At 65.9% G+C, this 26,075-nt stretch carries 27 protein-coding genes; 12 read left to right on the top strand and 15 right to left on the bottom strand.

The window, feature by feature from the left end; all coding sequences use genetic code 11:
• Positions 1-11 precede the first annotated feature (11 nt).
• Positions 12-653 (top strand): oxidoreductase, encoded by a 642-nt coding sequence (locus K8U54_RS05560; RefSeq protein WP_249909219.1) that lies wholly within the window; start codon positions 12-14, stop codon positions 651-653.
• 32 nt (positions 654-685) lie between these two features.
• On the opposite strand, the gene K8U54_RS05565 is transcribed toward K8U54_RS05560, so the two are convergent.
• A complete protein-coding gene (locus K8U54_RS05565) occupies positions 686-1,999 on the bottom strand; it encodes a CitMHS family transporter (protein ID WP_249909220.1) in 1,314 nt (437 codons plus the stop codon).
• Between the two features lie 195 nt (positions 2,000-2,194).
• On the opposite strand from K8U54_RS05565, the gene K8U54_RS05570 reads away from it, so the two are divergent.
• Positions 2,195-2,881: an SDR family oxidoreductase gene (locus tag K8U54_RS05570; RefSeq protein ID WP_249909221.1), complete on the top strand. Its 687-nt coding sequence runs from the start codon at positions 2,195-2,197 to the stop codon at positions 2,879-2,881.
• Positions 2,882-3,142: 261 nt separating this feature from the next.
• On the opposite strand, the gene K8U54_RS05575 is transcribed toward K8U54_RS05570, so the two are convergent.
• Positions 3,143-4,237 (bottom strand): calcium:proton antiporter, encoded by a 1,095-nt coding sequence (locus tag K8U54_RS05575; RefSeq protein WP_249909222.1) that lies wholly within the window; start codon positions 4,235-4,237, stop codon positions 3,143-3,145.
• Between the two features lie 155 nt (positions 4,238-4,392).
• Between K8U54_RS05575 and K8U54_RS05580 the strand changes: the two genes are divergently transcribed.
• The gene (locus K8U54_RS05580; RefSeq protein WP_249909223.1) at positions 4,393-5,340 is read left to right on the top strand and encodes an adenosine deaminase; all 948 of its coding nucleotides are present in this window, start codon (positions 4,393-4,395) and stop codon (positions 5,338-5,340) included.
• Positions 5,341-5,762: 422 nt separating this feature from the next.
• Here K8U54_RS05580 and K8U54_RS05585 read toward each other — a convergent pair whose 3' ends face one another.
• The 4 genes from K8U54_RS05585 to K8U54_RS05600 form a co-directional block, all read right to left on the bottom strand.
• On the bottom strand, positions 5,763-6,242 hold the full coding sequence (locus tag K8U54_RS05585) for a copper chaperone PCu(A)C (RefSeq protein WP_249909224.1): 480 nt from the start codon (positions 6,240-6,242) through the stop codon (positions 5,763-5,765).
• A 59-nt stretch (positions 6,243-6,301) separates the two neighbouring features.
• A complete protein-coding gene (locus K8U54_RS05590) occupies positions 6,302-7,669 on the bottom strand; it encodes a PepSY-associated TM helix domain-containing protein (protein ID WP_249909225.1) in 1,368 nt (455 codons plus the stop codon).
• A gap of 74 nt (positions 7,670-7,743) precedes the next feature.
• The gene (locus K8U54_RS05595; protein WP_249909226.1) at positions 7,744-8,139 is read right to left on the bottom strand and encodes a DUF2946 domain-containing protein; all 396 of its coding nucleotides are present in this window, start codon (positions 8,137-8,139) and stop codon (positions 7,744-7,746) included.
• A 58-nt stretch (positions 8,140-8,197) separates the two neighbouring features.
• Positions 8,198-9,115, bottom strand: coding sequence for a LysR family transcriptional regulator (locus K8U54_RS05600; protein ID WP_249909227.1), 918 nt, complete (start codon positions 9,113-9,115; stop codon positions 8,198-8,200).
• A gap of 105 nt (positions 9,116-9,220) precedes the next feature.
• On the opposite strand from K8U54_RS05600, the gene K8U54_RS05605 reads away from it, so the two are divergent.
• Positions 9,221-9,508: a putative quinol monooxygenase gene (locus K8U54_RS05605; protein WP_249909228.1), complete on the top strand. Its 288-nt coding sequence runs from the start codon at positions 9,221-9,223 to the stop codon at positions 9,506-9,508.
• 15 nt (positions 9,509-9,523) lie between these two features.
• Positions 9,524-10,540: a zinc-binding alcohol dehydrogenase family protein gene (locus tag K8U54_RS05610; RefSeq protein ID WP_249909229.1), complete on the top strand. Its 1,017-nt coding sequence runs from the start codon at positions 9,524-9,526 to the stop codon at positions 10,538-10,540.
• Positions 10,541-10,672: 132 nt separating this feature from the next.
• On the opposite strand, the gene K8U54_RS05615 is transcribed toward K8U54_RS05610, so the two are convergent.
• The 5 genes from K8U54_RS05615 to K8U54_RS05635 all read right to left on the bottom strand — a co-directional run bounded on the left by K8U54_RS05615 (position 10,673) and on the right by K8U54_RS05635 (position 15,391).
• Positions 10,673-11,557, bottom strand: a complete 885-nt coding sequence (locus K8U54_RS05615) for a ChaN family lipoprotein (RefSeq protein WP_249909230.1) — start codon at positions 11,555-11,557, stop codon at positions 10,673-10,675.
• 10 nt (positions 11,558-11,567) lie between these two features.
• On the bottom strand, positions 11,568-12,335 hold the full coding sequence (locus tag K8U54_RS05620; protein ID WP_249909231.1) for a heme ABC transporter ATP-binding protein: 768 nt from the start codon (positions 12,333-12,335) through the stop codon (positions 11,568-11,570).
• Complete coding sequence (locus K8U54_RS05625; RefSeq protein ID WP_249909232.1) at positions 12,335-13,372, bottom strand: FecCD family ABC transporter permease; 1,038 nt, start codon at positions 13,370-13,372, stop codon at positions 12,335-12,337. The genes K8U54_RS05620 and K8U54_RS05625 overlap by 1 nt, the downstream gene beginning before the upstream one ends.
• On the bottom strand, positions 13,369-14,256 hold the full coding sequence (locus tag K8U54_RS05630; protein WP_249909233.1) for a heme/hemin ABC transporter substrate-binding protein: 888 nt from the start codon (positions 14,254-14,256) through the stop codon (positions 13,369-13,371). Before K8U54_RS05630 ends, K8U54_RS05625 begins: the two co-directional genes overlap by 4 nt.
• A 73-nt stretch (positions 14,257-14,329) precedes the next feature.
• Positions 14,330-15,391 (bottom strand): hemin-degrading factor, encoded by a 1,062-nt coding sequence (locus K8U54_RS05635; protein ID WP_249909234.1) that lies wholly within the window; start codon positions 15,389-15,391, stop codon positions 14,330-14,332.
• Positions 15,392-15,584: 193 nt separating this feature from the next.
• Here K8U54_RS05635 and K8U54_RS05640 point away from each other — a divergent pair, with 193 nt between their 5' ends.
• Together K8U54_RS05640 and K8U54_RS05645 are read left to right on the top strand one after the other, a co-directional pair.
• Positions 15,585-17,789, top strand: coding sequence for a TonB-dependent hemoglobin/transferrin/lactoferrin family receptor (locus K8U54_RS05640; RefSeq protein ID WP_249909235.1), 2,205 nt, complete (start codon positions 15,585-15,587; stop codon positions 17,787-17,789).
• 68 nt (positions 17,790-17,857) lie between these two features.
• Positions 17,858-18,175, top strand: coding sequence for a Rieske (2Fe-2S) protein (locus tag K8U54_RS05645; RefSeq protein ID WP_249909236.1), 318 nt, complete (start codon positions 17,858-17,860; stop codon positions 18,173-18,175).
• Positions 18,176-18,204: 29 nt separating this feature from the next.
• On the opposite strand, the gene sfsA is transcribed toward K8U54_RS05645, so the two are convergent.
• Positions 18,205-18,915, bottom strand: coding sequence for a DNA/RNA nuclease SfsA (gene sfsA / locus K8U54_RS05650; RefSeq protein WP_249909237.1), 711 nt, complete (start codon positions 18,913-18,915; stop codon positions 18,205-18,207).
• Positions 18,905-20,086, bottom strand: coding sequence for a pyridoxal phosphate-dependent aminotransferase (locus K8U54_RS05655; protein ID WP_249909238.1), 1,182 nt, complete (start codon positions 20,084-20,086; stop codon positions 18,905-18,907). Before K8U54_RS05655 ends, sfsA begins: the two co-directional genes overlap by 11 nt.
• 316 nt (positions 20,087-20,402) lie before the next feature.
• Here K8U54_RS05655 and dksA point away from each other — a divergent pair, with 316 nt between their 5' ends.
• The 3 genes from dksA to K8U54_RS05670 all read left to right on the top strand — a co-directional run bounded on the left by dksA (position 20,403) and on the right by K8U54_RS05670 (position 22,379).
• Positions 20,403-20,846, top strand: a complete 444-nt coding sequence (gene dksA / locus K8U54_RS05660) for an RNA polymerase-binding protein DksA (RefSeq protein WP_070884315.1) — start codon at positions 20,403-20,405, stop codon at positions 20,844-20,846.
• Between the two features lie 62 nt (positions 20,847-20,908).
• Positions 20,909-21,796, top strand: a complete 888-nt coding sequence (gluQRS, locus tag K8U54_RS05665; RefSeq protein WP_249909239.1) for a tRNA glutamyl-Q(34) synthetase GluQRS — start codon at positions 20,909-20,911, stop codon at positions 21,794-21,796.
• 52 nt (positions 21,797-21,848) lie between these two features.
• Positions 21,849-22,379 carry a hypothetical protein gene (locus K8U54_RS05670; protein WP_249909240.1) on the top strand — a complete coding sequence of 177 codons (531 nt, stop codon included), beginning with the start codon at positions 21,849-21,851 and terminating at the stop codon, positions 22,377-22,379.
• 57 nt (positions 22,380-22,436) lie between these two features.
• On the opposite strand, the gene K8U54_RS05675 is transcribed toward K8U54_RS05670, so the two are convergent.
• Positions 22,437-23,327, bottom strand: a complete 891-nt coding sequence (locus tag K8U54_RS05675) for an esterase/lipase family protein (RefSeq protein WP_249909241.1) — start codon at positions 23,325-23,327, stop codon at positions 22,437-22,439.
• Positions 23,328-23,489: 162 nt separating this feature from the next.
• Between K8U54_RS05675 and K8U54_RS25175 the strand changes: the two genes are divergently transcribed.
• Entirely contained in the window at positions 23,490-23,624 is a 135-nt protein-coding gene (locus K8U54_RS25175; RefSeq protein WP_283939402.1) for a hypothetical protein, read from the top strand.
• Positions 23,625-23,742: 118 nt separating this feature from the next.
• Complete coding sequence (gene osmE, locus K8U54_RS05680) at positions 23,743-24,096, top strand: osmotically-inducible lipoprotein OsmE (protein WP_249909242.1); 354 nt, start codon at positions 23,743-23,745, stop codon at positions 24,094-24,096.
• An 86-nt stretch (positions 24,097-24,182) separates the two neighbouring features.
• On the opposite strand, the gene cysN is transcribed toward osmE, so the two are convergent.
• Positions 24,183-26,072 (bottom strand): sulfate adenylyltransferase subunit CysN, encoded by a 1,890-nt coding sequence (cysN, locus tag K8U54_RS05685; protein ID WP_249909243.1) that lies wholly within the window; start codon positions 26,070-26,072, stop codon positions 24,183-24,185.
• Positions 26,073-26,075 lie beyond the last annotated feature (3 nt).

Consider the following 26,075-nt stretch of genomic DNA (forward strand, 5'->3'; position numbering starts at 1 on the left):
GAGGATCGACCATGTATTTGACTCCCCAGCACATTCTTCTGGCAGGCGCTTCGGGCATGACCGGCGAACACCTGCTCGATCGCCTGCTCAACGAACCCACCGTCGAGCGCGTGCTGGCCCCGAGTCGCAAGCCGCTGGCCGAACACCCCCACCTGGAAAACCCGGTCGGCGAACTGCTCGACCTGCTGCCCGCCCTCGGTGGCCCGGTGCACACGGCGTTCTGCTGCCTGGGCAGCACCATCAAGCAGGCCGGTTCCCAGGATGCCTTTCGCGCCGTCGATCACGACCTGGTGCTGGCCTTTGCCGCCCGTGCCCGGGAGCTGGGCGCGCGGCACCTGCTGGTGGTCAGCGCCATCGGCGCCGACGCGAACTCTTCGGTCTTCTACAACCGCACCAAGGGGCAGACCGAGCAAGCGCTCGAGGCCCAGGGCTGGCCGCAACTGACCATTGCCCGCCCGTCCCTGCTGCTCGGCCCGCGCAACGAGTTTCGCCTTGGTGAACGGCTGGCCGCGCCCTTCCTGCGCTGGCTGCCGGGCAAGCACCGCGCCATCGATGTAACGGCCCTGGCCCGCGCCCTGTGGCGCCTGGCACTGGAGGAAGGCGAAGGGCTGCGCATCGTCGAGTCCGACGAGCTACGGCGCCTGGGGCGCTAACAAAAAAGGCGCCGTCACGGCGCCTTTCTCGTTCAGAACAGGCCGAGCAGGCCTGCTACGCCGAGCAACAGCAGCGAGAACAGCCACATCCACCAGAACGAGTAGCGGATGTGCTTGCCCATCTCCAGGCGCGCCAGACCCAGCGCCAGCCACAGCGCCGGCGAGAAGGGGCTGATAAAGGTGCCGATGATGTTGCCGATCATCAGCGCGTAGACCACGCTGGCCGCCTCCACACCGTGGCTTTCGACCACTTCCAGCACCACCGGCAACAGACCGAAGTAGTAGGCATCGGTGCTCAGCAGGAACTCCATCGGCAGGCCGAAGAAGCCAAGGATCAGGTGCAGCTGGCCGACCATGGGTTCGGGCAGCACCTTGACCAGATCCTGGGCGATGGAGGTGAGCATGCCGGTACCGGCGAGAATGCCGAGCATCGAGCCGGCGGCGAGGATGATCATGCCCATGCTCAAGGCTGCGGGCGAATGGGCGGCCAGCAGTTTCATCTGCAGTTTGCCGTCCGGGTAGTTGATCAACAGGGCCAGGCTCAGGCCGATCATGAACACGTAGCCCGCCGGCAGGATGCCGGTGAACAGCGAGACCAGCACCGCGAAAAACAGGCCGGCGTTGACCCACATGCGGCCGGGACGCTCGAGCGCACGCTCCTCGTCGCTGAGCGCACCCGGGTCGCCGATATGATCGCTCTCGCCATCCTCGATCAGCGTGCCGCCGGTTTGCGCGATACGGCGCTGCTCGCGCCAGCCCAGCAAGGCCGCCATCGCCACCAGCAGCACCACGCCGACACCCTGCACGGCGAGCAGCGGCCGCCACAGTTCGGTGACCTCGATGCCCGTTACCGCCGCCGAGCGGCCCAGCGGGCCGGCCCAGGGCACCATATTGAGAATGCCGGCGCCGATGGCCAGCAGCATCAGCATCAGGTAGGGGCTCATGCGCAGCTGTTTGTAGAGCGGCAGCAGGGCCGGAATGGTCAGCAGGAAGGTGGTCGCACCGGCGCCGTCCAGGTGGGCGAGCATGCCGATGATCGCCGTGGCCACCGCCACCGCGATCACGTTGCCGCGGGTCAGCCTGACCATGAAACCGATGATCGGCCGGAACAGGCCGGTGTCCTGCATCACCCCGAAGAAGGTGATGGCGAAGATGAACATGGTGGCGATGCTGATCACCCGGCCGACGCCATCGGTAAAGAACACCGAGATTTCCGCCGGGCCGAAACCGGCGCAGAAGGCGCCCAACAGCGGCACCATGATCAGGGGCAGGACGGGCGACATGCGCCCACTGAGTAACAGGGCCACCAGGCAAACGATGGTCAACAGGCCAATCAGGGTCAACAAACCGAGCTCTCCTTCTTCTTGTTCAATCGGTGCGGGCATGCACACGAGCCGCGGACTCTAGAAAGCCAACCTTTCGCGAACCTTTATGACCGGGCTCGCTAAGCCCATGATTTGTCAGTGAATATGTAGTAATGCGAGGTAACAGTTACGCAGCCTTGCTAAGCTGTTGGCCTTGCCCATTAGCGGAGTTTCGTCATGCCCTCGAACAGAACGGCCCTGATCATCGGTGCGTCACGTGGTATCGGCCTGGGCCTGGTGCGCCAGCTGCACGGCGATGGCTGGCAGGTGACCGCCACGGTGCGCACCCCGGCCCGCGCCAGCGAGCTGCAGGCCTTGAACGGCGTGCAGATCGAATCACTGGATATCGACGACAGCGTCGCGCTGGATGCACTGGCACAGCGCCTGCAGGGCCAGACCTTCGACCTGCTGTTCGTCAACGCCGGCATCATCGGCCCCAGCCATCAGTCGGCTGCGCAGGCCACCGCCGAGGAGCTCGGTCAGCTGTTCATGACCAACGTCATCGCGCCGATCCGCCTGGCCGAACGGCTGGTCGGTCAGTTGCGCCCACGGACCGGCGTGCTGGCGTTCATGAGTTCGGGGCTGGGCAGCGTGGCCAACCCGGAAGGCAACAACCTGGCGTTGTACAAGGCCAGCAAGGCGGCGCTCAACTCGCTGACCAACAGCTTCGTCTGCGAGCTGCCAGAGCCGCGCCCGACCGTATTGTCACTGCATCCAGGCTGGGTGAAGACCGATATGGGCGGCGAAAACGCCATGGTCGAAGTAGCCGACAGCTGCCGCGGTTTGATCGCCCAGGTCGAACGCTTCGCTGGCCAAGGCGGCCACCACTTCGTCGACTATCAGGGCCAGAAGATCGATTGGTAAGCGGGATTCAGGCTGTAGCTTGGTGGGCTGGCGCCCATCCTACAGTTCTGTAATTTCAGTTGGTGGTAGGTGAAGCGACCTGAGCAGCCATCCCGTGGGAGCGCGCCATGCGCGCGATCGCTTCGCGGGCATGGCCCGCTCCCGCAGGATATGAGGCTGGCCTCAAACCGTAGGATGGGACAGGCCGCTTAGGCCGTAGGATGGGCGACAGTCCATTCCCCCACCGATCCAAGTCACAGACCTCGCAACCGTTCAGCTCCCTTAAAGCCCCAGCATCGCCAGCATGATGAAGGTGGCGAACAGCACGAAGTGGGTCATCCCCTCGATGGCGTTGGTCTCACCATCGTTGAGGTTGATGGCGCAGACGATCAGGGTGATGAACACCATCACCGTCTGCACCGGGGTCATGGCCATCTGGAACGGCTGGCCGCTGTACAGTGCCATGGCCTCCATCACCGGCACGGTCAGGATCACCGTCGACAGTGACGCGCCCAGGGCGATATTGACCACCGACTGCATGCGGTTGGCCAGCGCCGCCCTGAGCGCGGTAAGGATCTCCGGCGCCGCGGAAATGCCGGCCACCACGATGGCGGTCAGCACCGGCGGTGCACCGCTGCCCTCCAGGCCGACGTCCAGGGCCAGGGACATCACCTCGGCCAGCACGCCGATGACGATCACCCCGAACACCAGCACGCCGATCGACCAGGCCACGTTGACCTGGGACGCCTCCTCGCCATGCCCCTCGCCGCCGCGGTGCTTCTTCTCCGGGTAGCTGTAGCTGAAGAAGTAGCTGTGCGGACCGACCTGCATACGCAGGAACACCGCGTAGAGCACCAGCATGGCGCCGATGGTGAACATCGAATACGCCTTCCAGTCCGCCTCGGGAATGAACTCGGGCACCACCATGGAAATGCCCATGGCAGTGAGGATCATCACGCTGTAGCTGCGCGCCGAGTCGTCGTTGTAGGGCTGCTCGCCGTGCTTGAGGCCGCCCATCAGCGCGGCCAGGCCGAGGATGCCGTTGATGTCGAGCATCACCGCCGAATAGATGGTGTCGCGTACCAGGGTCGGCGATGCCTGGTTGCTCATCATGATCGCCAGGATCACCACCTCGACCAGCACCGCCGACAGGGTGAGGATCATGGTGCCGTAGGGATCGCCGACCCGCTCGGCCAGCTGTTCGGCATGGTGGGCGACGCGCAGCGAGGCGCAGACGATGGCGGCGATCAGCGTCAGGGCACCGGCCAGGGCGATGCCCTGGCCATGGCCGAGCAAGGCATGCTCCATCGGCAGGGCGATCAGGGCGGCAAGCACGGCCAGCAGCAGCCAGTATTCCTGCTTGATGGCGTTGAACATGGACGATTCCTTTCAAGGCAGTTGGATCGATCCTGCTCCGACTGCAACATCCTGTAAATGATTCAACTCCAGTACCGCTCGGCAAGGCGATGCCGCACGCCTCGCGCCATGCAGGTAAACTCCGCGGCCACGCTTTGACTGAACGAGATTTACCCATGTACGACTGGCTCAACGCCCTGCCCAAGGCCGAACTGCACCTGCACCTCGAAGGCTCCCTGGAGCCCGAACTGCTGTTCGCCCTGGCCGAGCGCAACCGCATCGCCCTGCCCTGGAACGATGTCGAAGCGCTACGCGCGGCCTATGCCTTCAACAACCTGCAGGAATTCCTCGACCTGTATTACCGCGGCGCCGACGTGCTGCGCACCGAGCAGGACTTCTACGACCTGACCTGGGCCTACCTGCTCAAGTGCCAGGCGCAGAACGTGGTGCACGTCGAGCCGTTTTTCGACCCGCAGACCCACACCGACCGCGGCATTCCCTTCGAAGTGGTGATGCGCGGCATCAAGGGGGCACTGGTCGAGGGCGAGAAGCAGCTGGGCATCAGCCATGGCCTGATCCTCGCCTTCCTGCGCCACCTGCCCGAAGAGCAAGCCTTCCAGACGCTGGAGCAGGCCATGCCGTTTCGCGATGCCTTTATCGGCGTCGGCCTGGACAGTTCCGAGAAGGGCTTTCCGCCGCGCCTGTTCCAGCGGGTGTTCGCCAAGGCCCGCAGCGAAGGCCTGCATGCGGTGGCCCATGCCGGCGAGGAAGGCCCGCCCGAGTACATCTGGGAAGCCCTGGATCTGCTGAAGATCGTGCGCATCGACCACGGCGTGCGCGCCAGCGAAGACCAGCGCCTGATGCAGCGCATCATCGACGAGCAGATTCCGCTGACCGTCTGCCCACTGTCGAACACCAAGCTCTGCGTGTTCGAGCACATGGGCCAGCACAACATCCTCGACATGCTCGAGCGCGGCGTGAAGGTCACGGTCAACTCCGACGACCCGGCCTACTTCGGCGGCTATGTCACCGAGAACTTCATGGCCCTGCACGAAGGCCTGGGCATGAGCGAAGACCAGGCCAAGCGCCTGGCGCAGAACAGCCTCGATGCCAGGCTGGTGTGAACCGCCGGTAGCCCGCCGTTGAGCGCAGCGATACCCGGGGCGGCAGATTTCTGGGTATCGCTGCGCCAACCCAGGCTACGGGGTGCCGTTCAACCCTGTGCTTTCTGGTGCTTTTTTGCACGGAACGCTAAGGCAACGCCAATTGCCCCTTCAGGAAGCCGAGTGGAATCGTTGCGTAGAGGGTTGAGCGGCATGGATGCCGCGAGAGCCGCGATGGGCCATGGATGGCCCTCCGCGGCGAGCCCTCGGAGTGACGATGGAACGAGGGAACCCCGGCGAAGCCTGGGCTGGATGTCGGGGCTACACCTTTCGGTTCCTTTTGGGGCAATGCTGTACGGACCGGAGACATCAACGACACGATAATTCTGGTCAGCTGCGGTGGACGGATGAGGCGCCGTCCACCCTACGAGCGCGGTTGAGCGTCAATGCCCCTTATGCTCGTGCCCACCTTCGGCAGCCGGCTCATCCTTCTGTACCGCCACCTCGACCGTCACCGCCCCGGCCTTTTCGAAGGTCAGGGTCATGGGAAAGCGGTCGCCGGCCTGGGCCTGCTGCTGCAGGTTGAACAGCATCACGTGGTAGCCCATGGGGGCGAACTTCACTTCGCCGCCGGCGGGAATCACCACATTGTGCACCTGCTGCATCTTCATCATGCCGCCCACGTGGGCGTGCTCGTGGATCTCCGCCTTGCCGGCCACCGGCGTTTCGACGCTGAGCAGGCGGTCGTCGTCATCGCCTTTGTTATGCACCACGAAGTAGGCGGCGGCCGTCGGCGCCACCGGCGGCATTTCCCGCGACCAGGGGTGGTCGATATGCAGTTGGCCGACGTCGTATTCATGGGCAGTGGCCAGCAGGGTGGTAGCCAGCAGTGCGGCGGTCAGCGCCAGTTTCTTCAGGGTCATGGTGCATCTCCTTCAATCGGATTCGGTTGTCTCGGCCGCCACCAGGGGGCCGACAAGGTTCAGGCCAGGCGGCGGGCGCCGAGGCGTGACAGGAGCAGGAAATCCAGCGCCCAGATCGCCAACAGCGAGGCGCCGACCAGGGGGAACAGCACGCCCAGGGCGATCATGATCGTCACGCCGACCTTCCAGCGTGGCAGGTCGTGGCGCAGCGGCGGCACGCCCAGGCCGCCACTGGGCCGGCGTTTCCACCACATGACCAGGCCGCTGACCGAGCTGAGCAGAATCATCAGGCACACGAACAGGATGAACAGTTGATGGGGCAAGCCGAAGAGCTTGCCCTGGTGCAGCATCACCCCGCTCTCCACGGCGCGCGCCGCCAGGCCGTAGTCGGCCCAGCGCACGTCCGCCAGCACCGCGCCGCTGTACTGGTCGACATGCAGGGTGGCGTCGTTGCGCGGATCGTCGGCGAACACCGAGATGGTGTAGACCCCGGTCGGCGTGGTTGGGAAGCTGATGCTGTAGCCCGGGTGCACGCCACGCTCGCTGGCGATATCCACTACCTGCTGCAGGCCCACGGTGGGGTTGGCGGTGGACATCGGCGCAGCCCCGCCGTTGTGCGCCGCATGGGGGTCGGACTCGGGCAGCGGGGTGTTTTCCAATGCCCAGGGCACGGTCTGCTTGTGGCTCTGGTTGAGCTCACCGGCCTGGCGGTCGGAGGTCGGCACCTGATCCCACATGGCCGCCGGAAACTGGTTCCAGGCGCCGGCGAATTGCTTGCCCCAGAAACCCGTCCAGGTCATGCCGGTGAGCAGCATGAACAGCAGCAGCAAGGCGCCCCAGAAACCGGTGACCGCATGCAGGTCGCGCCACAGCAACCGGCCACGGGCCGACAGCCGCGGCCACAGCACGCCAGCCCCAGCGCCGCGGCCGCGCGGCCACCACAGGTACAGCCCGGACACCACCAACACCACGCCCCAGCCGGCGGCCAGTTCGATCAGCCGGTCCCCTGGCGTGCCGATCAACAGATCGGCGTGCACCGCACGCGCCAGGGCCTGCAGGTTGTCATGGGCGTCCTGGGTACCGAGGATGGCGCCCCCGTAGGGGTCGACGAAGACATTGCGGGTGCGCTCGCCGACCTTCACCACGAACTGGGCGCTGCTGTTGGCGTCCACCGGCGGCAGGTACTTGCCGATGCTGCCCTGGGGATAAACCGCCCGAACCCGGCCGAGCATCTCGTCGGCGGTCAGTTGCTGGGGGCTCGCCTCGACCTGCAGCAGGTCGGCATACATCAGTTGGTCGAGCTGCGGCTTGAACAGGTAGATGATGCCGGTCAGCGACAGCATGATCATGAAGGGAATGACGAACAGCCCGGCATAGAAGTGCCAGCGCCAGGCGAGGTTGTAGAACGAGGGTGTCGCGTTTTTCATGGGAAGCCCGATCCTGTGCATAAGCGAATTGCCCACAACGCCAGGCGCGCTGCAGACAACGACAAGGAAGCGAATCAGGCAATCAGGGGTGAGGCACGCGGGTTGGCCGAGGGCCAGAGGTAACGCACCGCCCCGCCGGGTTCCGGGCAGGGGCGTGGGGGGGCCAGGCGTTGCCGGGGCAGCAGGCCGAGCAGGCCGAAGAACGCCGCCAGGGCCAGCGCCAGGAAGGTGGAGCACAGCGAACAACCGCTGCCCATGAGCGGCATCGGCATGTTTGCGTCCGCACCGTCCATGTCCATGGCAGCGCCACCGCCTGCGCTGGTATCCAGGCCGCAATAACCACCGTCCATGCCGCTGAGCTGCAGACCGGTCATCTGCCCATGGCTGACCGCACAGGCGAGCGCGCTGAACAGGACGCTGAAATACAGCACCCAGGCGAGCAACGAGCGATCAGAGCGGGACAGGTTCATGGCTGGCGATTTTAGGGGCAGTGGCAGTAATCGGGCTGTGGTGGATTGCCGCAGCAGCTTAACGGTGCCACGGCGCCTGCGCCAGCAACTCGGCACAGCGCGCCTGCACGAACTCGCGCAGCAGGTGCACCGGCTTGCTCAACTGCTCGCGGTGGGTGCAAATCAGGTTGAGTGGCGTCGGCTCGCCAAGCACCTCCGGCAGCAGCACCTGCAGGCGCCCGGCGCGCACGTCGCCGGCCACGTCCAGCCAGGACTTGTAGACCACGCCCGCGCCCGCCACCGCCCAGCGGCGCACCACATCGGCATCGTCACTGAGCCGATCACCGGCGACCTGCAGGCCATGGGTGCGGTCGTCCTCGTGAAAGCGCCAGCGCTCGTAGGCGCGGCCGCCCAGCATGTAGATCAGGCAGTTGTGCTCGCGCAGGTCGCTGATCTGCCGCGGCTCGCCATGGCGTTGCAGATAGGCCGGTGCGGCGCACAGCACCCGCCGGTTGCCCGCCGCCACCGGCAGCGCTACCAGGCTCGAGTCCTCCGGCTCGCCATAGCGCAGGGCGATGTCGACGGGCTCGCGAAACAGGTCGGTGACCCGGTCGCCGAGCAGCAGGCGCAGCTGCACCTGCGGGTGCGTTTGCATAAAGGTATCGAGCCAGGGCAGCAAGGTATTGCGGCCAAAATCCGACGGTACCGCGAGCTGCAGCGGCCCGCTGATCGCCGATTTGCTGCCCGCCAGTTGCTGACGCCCCGCGTCGAGACTCTGCAGCGCCTGCCGGGCATGCAGCAGAAAGGCCTCGCCCTCGGCAGTCAGGCGCAGGCTGCGGGTCGAACGGGCGAACAGGCGCACCTGCAGCGCGAGCTCCAGGCGTTTCAGCGCCGCACTGGCCACCGCAGGCGAGATATCGAGTTGGCGAGCGGCCGCCGACAGGCTGCCAACTTCGGCAGTACGCACGAACATCTGCAGATCATCCAGGCGCAACACGATGGCTCACTTTCAAAAAAATATTGAAAGAGACTCTACTTGCACGCTGTTTTTCTTGCCAAGCAAATAAACGAGCATGGTCCCACCTTTTCGCGGAGCCCCACCATGACCCTGACACTGGTTGCCACCATCACCGCCCGAAGCGGCCAGGCCGACCTCATCGAAGCCGGCCTGCGTCAGCTGGTCGGCGCCAGCCGCGCCGAAGCCGGCTGCCTGCAGTACGACCTGCACCGTCATCAGGACGATGCCCATGTATTCGTGATGATCGAACAGTGGCAGGACAGCGCCGCCCTCGCCTTTCACCAGGCCACCGACCATTACCGCCACTTCAAGACCACCTGCGGCGACGCGCTGCAAGGTGTCGTCCTGCAACCCCTGAACCCTATCGCCTGATTGCGAGGAAACCCCATGAAAGCCATCGCCTACCACCAGTCATTGCCCATCGATAATCCGCAAGCGCTGCAGGATCTGCAGCTCGACGCGCCCACACCCGGCCCGCGGGACCTGCTGGTGGAGGTGAAGGCCATCTCGGTGAACCCGGTGGACACCAAGATCCGCCGCAACGTGGCGCCGGAAGGCGGCCAGCCCAAGGTCCTGGGTTGGGATGCCACCGGCGTGGTCAAGGCGGTCGGCAGTGAGGTGACGCTGTTCAAGGTCGGTGACGAAGTCGCCTACGCCGGTGCCATCAACCGCGCCGGCGCCAATAGCGAGCTGCATGTGGTCGATGAGCGCATTGTCGGTCGCAAACCCACCAGCCTGCCGTTCGCCGAAGCCGCCGCCCTGCCACTGACCGCCATCACCGCCTGGGAGCTGCTGTTCGACCGCCTGCAGGTCGCCGACGGCACCGCCGACCAGGGCCAGAGCCTGCTGATCATCGGCGCGGCCGGTGGCGTGGGTTCGATCCTGGTGCAACTGGCCCGCCAGCTCACCGGGCTGACCGTGATCGGCACGGCCTCACGCCCGCAAACCGAGGCCTGGGTCCGCGAGCTCGGCGCCCACCACGTGATCGACCACAGCAAGCCGCTGAACGCGGAACTGGTGCGTATCGGCATCCCCCAGGTCACCCACGTGGCCAGCCTGACCCAGACCGACCAGCACTACGATGCCATCGTCGAAGCCCTGGCCCCGCAAGGCCGCCTGGCCCTGATCGATGACCCGCTGCAGCCGCTGGACGTGATGAAGCTCAAGCGCAAGAGCATCTCCTTGCACTGGGAACTGATGTTCACCCGCTCGCTGTTCGAAACCGCCGACATGATCGAGCAGCACCGCCTGCTCAACCGCGTGGCCGATCTGGTCGACGCCGGCACCCTGAAGACCACCCTGGGCGAGCACTTCGGCACCATCAACGCCGACAACCTGCGCCGCGCCCATGCCCTATTGGAAAGTGGCAAGGCCAAGGGCAAGATCGTGCTGGAAGGGTTTTAAACAGCCTTCGTCGATAAAAACGATCCGGTGGGAGCGAGCCATGCGCGCGACTGCTCATCGCGGGCCTGGACTACGCGCCCCCCGCTCCCACGAGGAACCCAGGCTGCTCTCGCTTAAGGTTCGGACGCCGCCCTAGCGAAACTGCGCGCAATGATCCTCAGGTGGCAGCGCGGCGGTGTACCACACATAGTCCGCCTGCTCGGCCGTCACCGCTTTGCCGACCTCGGAGAGAATCAGCACCTGGGCGCCAGCCGGCTCACCCAGGTCGCTCAGGTGCAGCGGCACACCCAGATCGCGGCGCACGTGAAAGGCGCCAGCGAACAACATCGCCGGCTGCGGCGCTCTCGACAGTTGCTCGGCCATGCGCCGATCCCGATGCTGCTGCACCGCCAGCATTGCCGGTAGCTGGCTGATCGGCAGCTTGTCGCAGTGGGACTCGCGAATCTGCGCCAACAGCGGCTCCTGCACGGCCGCCGCGGTCGAGGCCTTGCCCTGCAGCATCGGCTGCTGACGGTAGATGGCCATGATCTCGGCGCGGTCCAGGTTCGCTGCACGCAGGGAGTAATCCTGAGCCAGAGCGTGGTGCACAAGGGGGCCATAGAGCGCCCATGGCCATCCGTTACTCCATTCCAGCGCCTTGGGCAGATCGGCGATCTGCAGGCCTTCGCGCAACTGCTGCTTCACGTCGTCGACCTGGGGCTGCTGGCTGGCTGCGAGCATTTCCAGCAACAGGCTGCCTTGAGGCCGCCGCGCCTCCAGGGCACGCAGCAGCCAGAGCTGCAGGGCGTGGTGATCGGGGTTGTCATGCTGCTCGCCAACCAGCACCCGCGGCGCCCCGGCCAGCCGTGCGACAAGCTGCTCGGGTGTCAGGTGCGCGCCGCTGCGCAGGTCGAGGATCTGCCCCAGGTCGGCATGCCCACGCCCCTGCGGGCTTTGCCACGCGGGCACGGGCGCCAGGACAGCCCGGCTCTGGCAGGCGGTGAGCAACAACAGCAGGGACAACAGCAGCGTACGCATGGGGTTTCCTTCAGCGGGCGACGATCAGCGGATGCCCACGCTCGGGGTGCTGCTGTACCAGCACCTCAAGACCGAACACCGCCTGCAGCGGTTCGGCACGCAGCACCTCGGCAGGCAGGCCGACGGCGTGGGCGCGGCCCTCGTCGAGCAACAGCAGGCGGTCGCAGTAGCGCGCCGCCAGATTCAGGTCATGGAGAATGACCATCACCGCGGCGCCCTGTTCGGCGAAGCGGCGCACGGCCTGCAGGGTGGTGTGCTGGTGCAGCGGGTCGAGCATGGAAGTGGGCTCGTCGAGCAACAGCGTCCGTTCGGCTCCGCCCGACCACAACTGCGCCAGCACCCGCGCCAGGTGCGCGCGCTGGCGCTCGCCACCGGACAGCTCCAGGTAGCTGCGCTCGGCCAGGTGTTCGGCATCGGCGGCCTGCAGCGCCTCGCGGACGATCTGCGCATCACGCTCGCGGCCGGTGTCGTGGGGCATGCGGCCCATCATCACCACATCGCCGACGGCAAAGCCGAAGCTCAGCGATGAACTCTGCGGCAACACCGCCAGCCGCCGCGCACGCGCCGTGCCCGGCAAGCCCGACAACGGGCGACCGTCCAGGGTGACCTCGCCCGTAGCCGGGCTCAGTTCGCCGCACAGGGCGCCAAGCAGGGTGCTCTTGCCGGCGCCATTGGGACCGAGCACGCCGAGCACTTCGCCAGGCTGCAGGTCGAGATCGATATCGACCAGCACCCTTTTGTCGCCACGCAGGATCGACAGCTTGCGCGCAGATAGCATCAGGTGCGCCCCCGCAGCAGCAGGTAGAGAAAGAACGGTGCGCCGATCAAGGCGGTGACGATGCCGATGGGCAGCTCGGCCGGTGACAGAATCAGCCGGGCGAACAGGTCGGCCAACAGCAACAGGCTGGCGCCGGCCAGCGCCGACGCCGGCAGCAACACGCGGTGGTCGGGTCCGACCAGCAGACGCACCAGATGGGGCACGACCAGGCCGATAAAGCCGATCATCCCGGCGGCTGCAACGGCGGCGCCGACGCCCAGTGCAGTGCAGAACACCAGCTCGCGCTTGAGGCGCTCGACAGCCACGCCCAGGTGGCGTGCCTCGGATTCACCGAGCAGCAATGCATTCAACGCCTGGGCGCGGCGCGGCAGCCACAGCGCCACGCCGAGCGTCACCAGCAGCAACGGCCATAGCCGTGCATAGCTGGCGCCATTGAGGCTGCCGAGGTTCCAGAAGGTCAGGGTGCGCAGGGTGGCATCGTCGGCCAGGTAGGTGAACAGGCCGATGCAGGCGAACGCCAACGCGTTGAGGGCGATGCCGGCGAGCAGCATGGTGGTCACGCTGGTCTGCCCGTTGCGACGCCCCAGGCGATAGACCAGCGCGGTGACCACCAGGCCGCCGAGAAAGGCGCACAGCGACAGCAGATAAGGCGCGAACAGCTCCGGCAGCCCGCCCAGGGCCGCCCCGCCGACGATGGCGACCGCCGCGCCAAGCGCCGCGCCACTGGACACGCCGATCAGCCCGGGGTCGGCCAGCGGGTTGCGAAACAGCCCCTGCATCGCCACGCCGCACAGGGCCAGCACCGCGCCGACGGCAAGGCCCAGCAGGGTGCGCGGCATACGAATCTGCCCGAGGATCAGCTCCGCCTGCTGCAGCCCATCGGCCGGCAACGGCACACCCGCCAGGCGCAGGGCGGCTCGCAAGGTGTCGCCCAGCGGCAGGCTGACGGGGCCGAGCGCCAGCGACAGCCACAAGGCGAGCGCCAGCAGCAGGCCCAGTGCGATAAACAGTGAGCGCGGGCTGATGACGGCCTTCATGGTGTAGCGGGTTCGAGCGGCGTGCGGCCCGGGTAGAAGGCGGCGGAAAGCTCGGCAAGCCCAGCCGGAATACGCGGGCCGAGGCCGCCGACCAGCAAGGTCGGATCGATGGCCACCAGGCGCCCTTCCTTACCGGCCCTGGTCGAGGCCAGAGCCGGGTTCTGCTTGAGCAACGCCTGCCTGGCCTCATCACCGCCGAGGCGGCGGTCGGCGAAGATCACCACCTCGGGATCCAGCGCCAGCAGCGCCTCGGTGGACAACGCCTTGTAGCCCTCGTGAGTGGTCAGGTTCCGGCCACCCGCCCGCTCGATCAGCCAGGCGGCGGCAGTGTCCTTGCCGCCCGCCATGGGACTGCTGCCGGCATGGCCGAGCAACAGCAGAACGGTCGGCGCCCGGGTTTCGGCCTGGGCCCGCGCCACCCAGTCGGCCTGCTCCTTCAGGCGGGCCTGATAGGCCGCGAACACGCGCTCGGCACGCGCCTCGTCGCCGAGCAATGCACCGATGCGCTTGAGGTTGCCGTGCAGCACCTGCAAATCGGCATCGGCCGGCAGCGCCTCGACCTTCACCCCAGCCGCCGCGAGTTGGGCCAGCACCGGCGGCGGGCCCATCTCCTCGGTGCCGAGCAGCACCTCGGGGCGCAGGGCCAGAATGCCTTCGGCGGCCAACTGGCGCTGGTAACCGATGCTGGGCAGTTTCTGCAGCGAGGCCGGATGCTGGCTGGTGGTGTCGACGCCGACCAGCTTGCCTTCACCGCCGAGTTCGACCACCCATTCGCTCAACGAGCCCCCGGCGCTGACCCAGCGTTGCGGCAGGTTGTCGGCGCTCGCCGCCAGCGGCGACAGCAGGCTGGCGAACAGGGCGAATGCAGCGAGGGGGCGGGTCATGGAGCAACTCCAAAAGCAAGGTTCATATCAGGCTGCCCGAAATGCGCGAGCGGCCAGGGCGGGCAGTGTAGCGTCAGGCTGGCAGGGCCGGGGTCTGCTCGGCCAGGCGCCGCCAGTCATCACGCTCGGGCACGCCGGGCTTGCGCGCACCGAACAGCTGCAGGATCAGCTCACCCTTGGCGTCGAACGCTTCCCAGCTGGTGATCACCCCATCGGTGCTCGGCTTGCGCACCCGCCACAGGGTGTGAACGTCATTGGCCTTGAGGTGCAGGTTGAACTGCGGGTCCAGCACGTTGAACCAGGTGTCCATCCACTTCAGGTTGCTGACCGGCCCGGTGTGGATCTGGATGCAGTGGCGGTTGCCAACGAACACCATGATTGGCACCTCGGCCGCCGCGGCGCGCTCGAACAATCCCGGCAAGGCGTCGGGCGCCAGCGGCTCGGCCCACTCGCGCCCGGCCAGGCGCAGTGCCTGGGTGCGGGTTGCGCCATGGTTTTTCAGCAGGGCGAAGAAATGATGGGTGTCCTTCAGCGCGGCCCAGCCGGCACGCAGCGACTCGCCGTCGATGGCGTCGTCCGGTTTGGCGGCTGCGGCCTCCGGCATGGGCTTGAGGGCCAGCTCGGCGCTTTGCTGCGCATCGCGAAAACGCGCGACCAGCGGCTCCCAGGCGGCCTGCTCGCTGTGGTCGGTGAGGTAGACCTTGTGCACCGCGGCGCCCTGGTGATCGAACACCTGGACGCTGCGCAGCACGCCACGCGGCGTCTGCTCGGCCACGGCGAACGCGCTGGCCCAGCCGCCGAGGAACAGCCGCAGGTCGATATCCGCCGACACCACCAGGCCCATCTGGCCATTACCGGCAATCGTCACCTCGCGGTAGACGCCCTTGCGCTCGTGCACGCAGGACTCGTTGCGGGTCAGCGCCATCACCGTGCCCAGCTCGCCGAGCGCCGGCAGCAGAGCCGCCCAGTCAGCGCGCAGGCGCACTGCATCCACAGCCAGGCGACTGGCCGTCAGCACGCCCTCGCTGACGCCCAACTGTGCCGCAGCATCCCGGGCCCGCAGGTGCGGCTGCTCGGCACGCAGGTTCTGCCAGGCGGCATACAGGCCTTTGCCAGCGACGGATAGATCACTCATCACACCAACTCCTTGTGGGCCCATCGACAAGCGGGGCGCCGTGAATTGAAAAGGGTAAACGCCTTGCACGGGGAGCGATACCGCTAACAGTCGGCGAATCCTAATCGACAAATAATCTCTTTTACAAATAAGAATCATTAATATCTAATCCGCAACCACGCCAATCCCGCTTCGGCATGACAAGGAGAATCGCATGTCGCCCCGCCCACCCTTCCCGCTTCGCTCCTGCCTGACCCTGTTGCTGCTTGGCCCGGCATTCGCCAGCGCACAAACGTTGCAGCTGGAAAGAACCACGATCAGCGCGACCCGCATCGAACAGCCTACCGACAGCGTGCCCGCTACCGTGACGGTACTGACCGAGCAGGATATCGACCGCAAGACCGTGAAGAACATCAGGGATCTGGTGCGCTACGAGCCTGGCGTGTCGGTCAGTGGCACGGGTAGCCGCTTCGGGCTGGCGGGTTTCACCATTCGCGGCATCGGCGGTAATCGCATTCTCACCCAGATGGACGGCGTGCCGATGCCGGACGCCTTCGCCTTCGGGCCTTTCCTCGACGCGCGGCGCAACTATGTCGACCCGGATACCCTCAAGCGCGTGGAGATCATCCGTGGCCCGGCCAGTTCGCTGTACGGCAGCGATGCGATTGGCGGCGCGGTCAGCTTCATGACCAAGGATGCCGCCGACTATCTGCAGGCCGGCGACGACAGCTACGCCCGCCTGAAGACCGGCTATGACGGTGCCGACGACAGCTGGTCGCGCAGCGCCACGCTTGCCGCGCGCCTGGGCCAGGTCGACGGCCTGCTGCATCTGGGGCGCCGTGATGGCCAGGCGCTGGATACCTTTGGCGGCCGCAGCGGCATCGGTGCACAGCGAGAAGAAGCCAACCATCAGAACTACAACGCCAACAACCTGCTCGCCAAGATCGGCTGGGATTACCTCGACGATGATCGGCTGCAACTGACCTACGAGCGCTACGAGGACGCCGCCGATACCCGCGTGCTCAGCGAATACAGCAGCACGGCAACCGTTCGTACCTCCGATGCGACCGACAACACCGACCGCCAGCGTCTCAGCCTGCAGCACCACTTCGCCCTGGATACGGCCATCAGTGACAGCGCCGAATGGCAATTGAGTTATCAGCAAAGCCAGATTCGCCAGCGTACTTTCCAGCAGCGGTTCAGCGGAGGCAGCCTGCGTGAGCGCAGCCGCGACTCGACGTACCAGGAGGACCTGTGGGCGTTCAACGCCAAGCTCGACAAGGCGTTCGAAACCGGCCCGGCCAGCCACCACTTGATCTATGGCGTCGACGTCAAGCGCCTGGAAAGCAGCGACCTGCGCAAAGGCCGCGAAGTGTTCGCCGGCAGCGGCCTGCCCGTACCGGTCATCCCGGGCGATGAAAGCTTTCCGCTCAGCGACTTCCCGGACCCGACCTCGACCGAATACGCGTTCTTCGTGCAGGACAGCATCGACATCGGCCGCTGGACGCTGCTGCCCGGCCTGCGCTACGACCACTACGAGATGAAGCCAGAGGTCACGCGGCACTATCTGAACAGCCAGCCGATCAACCGCAACCCGGTCGATTACCGCGACGAGGCGCTATCGCCGAAACTCGGCATCACCTACCGGATCGACGACGCCCATAGCCTGTATGGCCAATATGCCGCGGGCTTCCGGGCGCCGAACCCGGTGGATATCTTCGGCGAGTTCATCAACTTCGCGCGCAACTACCAGACCATCGCCAACCCCGGCCTCAAGCCCGAGACTAGCGACAGTTATGAAGTCGGCCTGCGCGGCGGGTACGAAACCGGCACCTTTGGTATCGCTCTGTTCTACAATCGCTATGACGACTTCATCGAGCAGGTGACCCTGGCGAACGACCCCACCGGTGCCGGGCGCATGACCTTCCAGTACCAGAACCTCGATCGGGTCACCATACGCGGCGCGGAAGCCCGCGGTGAACTGCTGCTGGACGGCTTTGGCCTGCCGGCCGGCAGCCATTTGCGCAGCGCCATCGCCTACGCCCGCGGCAAGGATGAAGCGAGCGGGCAACCGATCAACAGCATCGACCCGCTAAAGGCCGTACTGGGCCTTGGCTACGATGCGCCGAGCGGACAGTTTGGCGGCGAGCTGACCTGGACCCTGGCAGCCGCCAAGCGCCGCGTCGATCAAACGCAGATCGCCAACCAGTTCGAACCCTCGGGCTACGGCACGCTGGATCTCAGTGCGTACTGGAATATCGGCTCCGGCGTCTCGGTCAACGCCGGCCTGTTCAACCTGACGGACAAGCAGTACTGGCAGTGGGGCGACGTGCGCAGCCTCAGCGAGAACAGCCCGAGTCTTGGTCGCTACGCCCAGCCGGGTCGCCACGCGGCCTTCAATGTGGTCTGGGAAATCTGAACGGCCGCCCGCCCCTTCCATCACCAGGCCGATGGGGGATAATCCCCCGCTCAGGCCTGGAGACTCCGATGATCCGTCTATGCGCCCCCGATGAGCTGCCGGAAGCTCAGAGCCGGGGCTTCTGTATCGAAGACATGCAGCTGTTCGCCGTGCGCAAGGGCGGCGAAGTGTTCGTGTACCGCAACCGCTGTCCCCACCGCGGGGTGCCGCTGGCATGGCAGGCCGACCAGTTTCTCGACCCCAGCGCCAGCCTGATCCAGTGCGCCCGGCATGGCGCGCTGTTTCTGATCGAGTCCGGCGAATGCGTGGCGGGGCCCTGCGCAGGAGACACGCTGCGGGCACTCGACTGCCGCGAGGATGGCGAAGGGATCTGGGTCGATCTGTAGCGCCGATAACCTGAGTTATCGCTGCGATCTCAAGTCAGCAACACATCCAGGCGCCTTACTACCTCGATACCCAGGGGCGAGATATCAACGCCATAGGCCAGCACCTCGACGCCCGCGCTCACCGCTTCAATCAGAGCCGCCGCGTAGGCGGGGTCGATCTCCTTGGCAGGCCGCACCGCCTCGATACCCGACAGGTTCACGCAATACAGCTGCACGGCGCGAATGCCGCTACGCGCCAGGGCCGCCAGCTCGCGCAGGTGCTTGGCGCCGCGCTCGGTGCGGGCGTCGGGAAAGGCCGCCACGGCGCTGTCGGCAAAGCCCAGGGTCACGCTTTTAACCTCGACGAAGGCCACGCCACCGGCGTACTCGAGGCAGAAGTCCACCCGGCTGCGTTCCACCCCATAGGGCACTTCCCGGCGCAAGGCACTGAAGCCCGCCAGCTCGGCGATCCGCCCGGCCCGCAGGGCCTCTTCGACCAGCGCGTTGGCCCGCGCCGTATTGATGCAGGCCAGACGGCCGTGAGGCGTCTCGCCCACCTCCCAGGTGCCGGGCAGCTTGCGCTTGGGATCAGTGGAGCGGCTGAACCAGACCCGGCAACCCTCGCTCATGCAATTGAGCATCGAGCCGGTGTTCGGGCAGTGAATGGTCAGCAGCTCGCCATCCGGCGTTTCGATATCGGCGAGAAAGCGCTTGTAGCGACGCAGCAGGCGGGCTTCTTCGAGGGGCGGCTCAAACTGCATGGGGCTGCCAGCTCTTCAGGCCGCGGGCAATGCGGGCGACCGCTTCTTCGAGGCGCGGCAGGCTTTGGGTATAGGCGAAACGCACATGGTGGCCGGCCTGGTGACGGCCGAAGTCCAGCCCTGGGGTAAAGGCCACATGCTCGGTTTCCAGGAAGTGCTGGCAGAAGGCATAGGCGTCGCCGCCAAAGGCGCTCACGTCGGCATACAGATAGAAGGCACCTTCGGGCTCGACGGCGATGCCGAAGCCCAGCGCGCGCAACGCCGGCAGCAGGAAGTCGCGGCGCTCGGCAAAGGCGGCACGGCGCGCCTCGAAGATGGCCATCGACTCAGGCTGGAAGCAGGCCAGCGCCGCATGCTGGGCCATGCTCGGCGCGCTGATATAGAGGTTCTGCGCCAGTTTCTCCAGGTCCGCCACCGCCGCCTCGGGCGCTACCAGCCAGCCCAGGCGCCAGCCGGTCATGCCGAAATACTTGGAGAAGCTGTTGAGCACGAAGGCGTCGTCATCCACTTCCAGCACGCTGCTGGCGTCCACGCCGTAGGTCAGGCCATGGTAGATCTCGTCGACCACCATATGCCCGCCACGGGCTTTGAGCGCCTGGGACAGGGCAGCCAGCTCGGCAGCACTCAACAGCGTGCCGGTCGGATTGGCCGGCGAGGCGAGCAAGGCGCCGACGCTGTCGCCATTCCAGTACTCGGCCACGCTGTCGGGGGTGAGCTGGTAACGCTGCCCGGGGCCGACCGGCACCAGCTGCGCCGCGCCTTCCACCAGCCGCAGAAAGTGGCGATTGCAGGGGTAGCCCGGGTCGGCCAGCAGCCAGTGCTTGCCTGGGTCGACCAGCAGGCTGGCCGCCAGCAGCAGTGCACCGGAGCCGCCTGGGGTGATGAGAATGCGCTGGGGGTCTATGCTCAGCCGATAACGCTGCGCGTAGAAGCCGGCAATCGCCTCGCGCAGGGCCGGCAGGCCGCGTGCTGCGGTGTAACGGGTATGGCCGGCAGCCAGGGCGGCCTGGCCGGCGGCGACGATGGGCGCGGCCGTGGTGAAATCGGGCTCGCCGATCTCCAGGTGGATGACGTCATGGCCTTCGGCCTGCAACTGGTTGGCGCGGGCCAGCAGGGCCATCACGTGGAAGGGTTCGATCGCGCGGCTGCGGGCGCTGTAAGGCTGTGCCATGGGTCTGCCCTGGGAAACGATAAAGGTGGAATTGTATCAGCGGCGCCCTGTCATACCGTGCCAACGCACCACTGAAATACGTGTTTACATTGCGATTGCAGGCACCCGAGGCCAGGTACGGGGTGGCTCCTCGAGCCCACCAGGAAGCCCTGGCACGGCCGGCCCGAAACCAGACGCACAACCGCGACATCCGGGAGTGGCGCGGCCGGAGTCGATCTGGTAAGTTCGCCGGCTTGCAGTCGCAGGGCCGTTATTGTAAACGGCAACGGACACATTCCCTGCGCAGTGGATTAGAGAGAGTGAGAGGCGGTCATCCATGCCCACCAAAGCAAAAGCAACAAACGGCCAATTGATTCGTGGCTTCGAACCCTACAAGGAAACCAAGGGCGAGGAGTACATGAGCGAGGCGATGCGCGCCCACTTCACCAGTATCCTGAACAAATGGAAGCTGGAACTGATGCAGGAAGTCGACCGTACCGTGCACCACATGCAGGACGAAGCGGCCAACTTCCCCGATCCAGCCGACCGCGCCAGCCAGGAAGAGGAATTCAGCCTGGAACTGCGTGCCCGTGATCGCGAGCGCAAGCTGATCAAGAAGATCGACGAGACGCTGCAGCTGATCGAAGACGAGGAATACGGCTGGTGCGACTCCTGCGGTGTCGAGATCGGCATCCGTCGCCTGGAAGCGCGCCCCACCGCCACCCTGTGCATCGATTGCAAGACCCTGGCGGAAATCAAGGAAAAACAGGTCGGCTCCTGAGTCGATCCACAGACGGGGCGCTCAGGCGCCCCGTTTCGTTTCACCCCTAGCAACGCCCCGCCATGCCGAACTCCACCTATATCGGTCGCTTCGCCCCCACGCCCAGTGGCTACCTGCACTTCGGCTCGCTGGTGGCTGCCCTCGCCTCCTACCTCGATGCCCGTTCCGTTGGCGGTCGCTGGCTGCTGCGCATGGAAGATCTCGACCCGCCCCGGGAAGTCCCCGGGGCCCAGACCGCCATCCTGCAGACCCTGGAACGCTATGGCCTGCACTGGGACGGCGAGCTGGTGCGCCAGAGTGACCGTCATGCCGAGTACGCAGCGCTGGTGCAGCGCCTGTTCGATCAGGGCCTGGCCTACGCCTGCACCTGCTCGCGCAAGCAGCTCGAAGGCTGTGGCGGCGTTTACCCGGGCCACTGCCGCAACGCCGGGCACCCCCGTCACGACGCCGCCATCCGCCTGCGCGTGCCCGAGCTGACCTATCGTTTCACCGATCGGGTGCAGGGCCAATACAGCCAGCACCTGGGCCGTGAGGTTGGCGACTTCGTGATCCGGCGCCGCGATGGCCTGTATGCCTACCAGCTCGCCGTGGTGCTGGACGATGCCTGGCAGGGCATCAACAACGTGGTACGCGGCGCCGACCTGCTCGACTCCACACCCCGCCAGCTCTACCTGCAGGAACTGCTCGGCTTCTCGCAGCCGCGTTACCTGCACGTGCCGCTGATCATCCAACCCGACGGCCACAAACTGGGCAAATCCTATCGCTCGCCACCGCTGCCCGGCGACCAGGCCACGGCGTTGCTGATCCGCGCCCTGCGCGCCCTGGGTCAGCCCACGCCGAGCGAGCTGGCCGACGCCCGCGCCGAAGAGCTGTTGCGCTGGAGTGCCGCGCGCTGGGATGCAGACCTTATTCCGCGCGCCCGTAACCTGGCAGAAAGCCAGTTGCGCTGAACGCCGCCAACAGGCAGCCTTGCGCCCCCACCCTCACCATCAGGAAGCCGCCATGCGCGCCCAGCTCGAAGAACTCATCGGCAAAATCAGCTCGGGCTGCCTGCCGCAGGCCGAAATCGCCCGTATCGCCGACGAAGCGGCCCAGGCCTATGCCGACCCCGCCGCCTTCCTGGCCGCCAACCCGGACATCAATTACGACGACAGCTTCCCCATTCCCCTGGGCGAGTGGATGGTGGTCGGCAACCTGCCGGACACCGTGCTGTTCCAGGCCGACAGCTATGAAGAGCTGTTCACCCAGATCACCGAGTCGTTCGGCCCCGAGGTGAGCTTCGTGCTGACTGCCAAGCAACTGAAGAAGGTCGAGCCGCTCAAGGCCCTGAACCGCATCCAGGTGCAGCTCGGCAGCCTGTCCAGGGACACCCAGGGCTACACGCTGGTCGACTTCAGCGAACCGCTGGATGACGAGCTGCAGGCCGTGCTGGTGTACACCAGCGAGCTGCCACGGGTGCTGGAACTGGCGGTCGAGATCGGTATCTACGCGGCGCCGGCCTACGAAGCGCTCAAGGCGGCGCAGGTCGAGTAGCGCCTTCCCAGCCTGGGTATCGCTTCGCGCAGCCCGGGCCACGGACCTGCAGCGGGGTTACAAGCCGGCTTCGTGCAGGCGGCGCAGGTGCTCGATATACAGGCTGACCGGATCGACGCCCTCGCCGACCCGGCCAAAGTGCTGGTTGACGATATCCAGGTGGTCCAGCGGATAGTCGTCACGAATCACCGTGCCCAGGTGCGAACTGACCCGCCCGACCATGCCATCGCACTGGCCCGCCTCACGCACGAAGCTGCGGGCGAAGCGCCGACAGAACCAGTTCGATGGATCGCGACGGTTGCCGCCCTGGTCGGTAATGCCCGGCTGCAGGGTGCCGGACCAGGAGTAATAGCGCACGCCGTTGACCTCCTGCGGTCCGTCCTCGCCCCAGGTCGAGGGCAAGCCCTGCGGGTACTGATGGTTGAAGATGCCCACCCCCTCGGTGGTCAGCGAGCGGTGGGCGGCCATGGCATTGATCGGCATCGTCGCACCGCGCGCGCCGCTGTCCACCAGGGTGAACAGCCGCGCCAGCATATGGGTGCCCATGCGCAGCAGCAGGCTGCTCAGGCTGTTCGAGGCATACTTGCGCTCCAGGTGATCGGCCAGTTCCGAGCCCTGATTGGGGCCTGCCACGGAAGTGACCGAAGCGACCCATTCCGGTCGGTGCGCAGCGGCATAACGGCACACCAGCGCACCCTGGCTATGACCGATCAGGTGCACCTTTTCCGCCCCGCTGCGCCGACGCGCCTCGGCGATCTGCAAAATCAGCTGCTCGCCGCGCAGTTCGGTGGCGTGCACCGGCGACAGGCGCGCCGGGTATACGTCCACGCCCTGGTTGCGCAACGCGGTGGTGATGCCATACCAGTATTCGAAACCGAACAGGCTGACGAAACCCAGCATGCCAGGCACCAGCACCAGTGGATAACGGGGAACTGCACGATGACCCATTTCAGTCTCCATTGGGGCGTTACCTTCCAAGTCGGTGGTCACGCACAACACGCATCATGACGGTCGATGGCCACTATCGAGCCGTTCGACTTCTTCCCTGACTGCCTCGCCCCTAGCATGGTTCCGTGAAACACCGAATGCAGCGAGCCGAGGTACACCACCATGAAAGCCCTGACCATCACCCTGCTGCTGAGCCTGCTCAGTGCACAAGCACTGGCACTGCCCAGCCGCCATCCGGCGCCCATCCTCGGCGAAGCCGTCGACAGCAGCCAGCAGCAATCCGCCAGCGAGCGATGAGGCCCGGCCAGCAGGCCCAGCATGGACGACCTGCAAACGCTCATGTGATTTAAGCCGAACTTAATTCCCCGGCCCAGGCTCAGAAAAATGGTCTGGTTCATCACAAGGGAAATTAACCATGTTCAAGCAAAGCCTGGGCGCCGCCTGTGTACTGGCCGTTCTGACCGGTTGTGCCGGCAAGCCCGAGAATCCGGTCGACCACATCACCTTCCGTAACGAGCCGCTGGTCAAGCAGGTCGAGAAGGACATGAGCAAGTCCACCGTGCTGGAGCTGGGCGGCCCACCTTCGTCGGAAATCAACCGCACCATCGCCCCGGGTACCTGCAACAACTACATCCTCAACAAGGATGGCAAGGAGCAGCCCTACTACGTCGCCTTCAATTCGGCTGACCGCGTGGAAAGCAAAGGCTTCCTGACCTGCGAGCAGATGGAGATCAACGAGCGCGAACGCGCCCGTGGCCACGGCATCTGATCGCCAGCAGCCTGAATGAAAAATGCCCGCCTCCCAGGAGAGCGGGCATTTTTTATGGCTGGCCGTTGCCGGCCGCCAAGCAGCGCTTAAATGGCGCCGCGAGCACGCAGTAAGGAAAGCACCTGCTTGACGCCCTCCTCCACCGACACGCTCTGGGTGTCGATGACCAGGTCGGCATTGAGCGGCACATCGTACGGGAAGGACTCGCCCGGGATGTTGTCACCACCGGCCGCATACAACCCCTGAGGGTCACGCTCGGCACAGACCTGCGGCGATGCCTGCACGTAGACGGTGATCAGCCGCTCGGCACCGATCAGCGCCTTGGCCTGCTCGCGGCCTTCGCCATCCGGCGCCACGAACGCGGCCAGGGCGATCAGCCCGGCCTCGTTGAACTGACGCGCCACATGGGCGGCGCGGCGCCAGTTCTCGGCACGCCCGGCACGATCCTGCGGCAAGCCCTTGTTCAGGTCATGGCGCAGGTTCTGGCCGTCGAGCACGTACACCGCACGCCCCATGTCGAACAGCTTGCGCTCCAGGGCGTAGGCCAGGGTGCTCTTGCCGGCGCCGGACAGGCCGCTGAACAGTACGGTGGCCGGCTGCTGGCCGAGGCGCGCAGCACGCTCCTCGGTGGACACGTGGCCGCTGTCGGTATGGTGCGCGCCGCTGCTGGCATCGGCGATGATCATGCCGGCGCCCACGGTGCCATTGGTCAGGCGGTCGATGACGATGAAGGCACCGGTGGTGCGGTTGTGCGCGTAGCCGTCGAGTGCGATCGGCGCATCGAGGGCGACCTTGACCTTGCCGATCTCGTTGAGCTGCAGGCTGCTGGCCGCGCCCTGCTCCAGGGTGTTCACATCGACCCGGTGGGTGATGCTGGCAATCGAGCCCGGCACGTAGCTGGTGGCGCGCTTGATGTCGTACTTCTTGCCCGGCAGCATCGGCTCTTCGGCCATCCACACCAGCATGGCATCGAAGGTGTCGACCACCTGCGGGCGGTTGTCGGCATGCACCAGCATGTCGCCGCGCGACACGTCGATCTCGTCTTCCAGGGTCAGGGTGATGGCCTGGCCCGGGCCGGCCTGCTCCAGCTCACCTTCATAGGTGACGATGGATTTGACCCTGCTGCCCTTGCCCGACGGCAGCGCGATGACTTCGTCGCCCTTGCGCACGATACCGCTGGCCAGGGTGCCGGCGAAACCGCGGAAGTTGAGGTTCGGGCGGTTGACGTACTGCACCGGGAAACGCAGGTCGTCGAAGTTGCGATCGCCCGCCACTTCCACGCTCTCGAGAATTTCCATCAGCGACTGGCCGCTGTACCACGGCGAGCGCTCGGACTTGTTGACCACGTTGTCGCCCTTGAGGGCCGACATGGGCACGAACTCCAGGGTGGTCGGGCGCAGGTCGATCTTCTCGGCGAAAGCCAGGTAGTCGGCCTTGATCTGCTCGAAAACGCCCTGGTCGAAGTCCTTGAGGTCCATCTTGTTGACGGCCACGACGATGTGCTTGATGCCCAGCAGGGACGCGATGAAGCTGTGCCGCTTGGTCTGGGTCTGCACGCCGTAACGGGCGTCGATCAGGATGATCGCCAGGTCGCAGGTCGAGGCGCCGGTGGCCATGTTGCGCGTGTACTGCTCATGGCCGGGGGTGTCGGCGATGATGAACTTGCGCTTGGCGGTGGAGAAATAGCGGTAGGCGACATCGATGGTGATGCCCTGCTCGCGCTCGGCCTGCAGGCCGTCGACCAGCAGCGCCAGGTCGACCTCCTCACCGGTGGTGCCGCTCTTCTTCGAGTCGCGGGTGATGGCTTCCAGGTGATCTTCGTAGATCATCTTGGAGTCGTGCAGCAGCCGCCCGATCAGGGTGCTCTTGCCGTCATCGACGTTGCCGCAGGTGAGGAAGCGCAGCAGTTCCTTGCGCTCGTGCTGAGCCAGGTAGGCGTGGATGTCCTGGCTGATCAAATCGGATTGGTGACTCATGGT

It is taken from the genome of Pseudomonas fulva, from assembly GCF_023517795.1.
In the GTDB taxonomy this organism is placed as follows: Bacteria; Pseudomonadota; Gammaproteobacteria; order Pseudomonadales; family Pseudomonadaceae; genus Aquipseudomonas; species Aquipseudomonas fulva_D.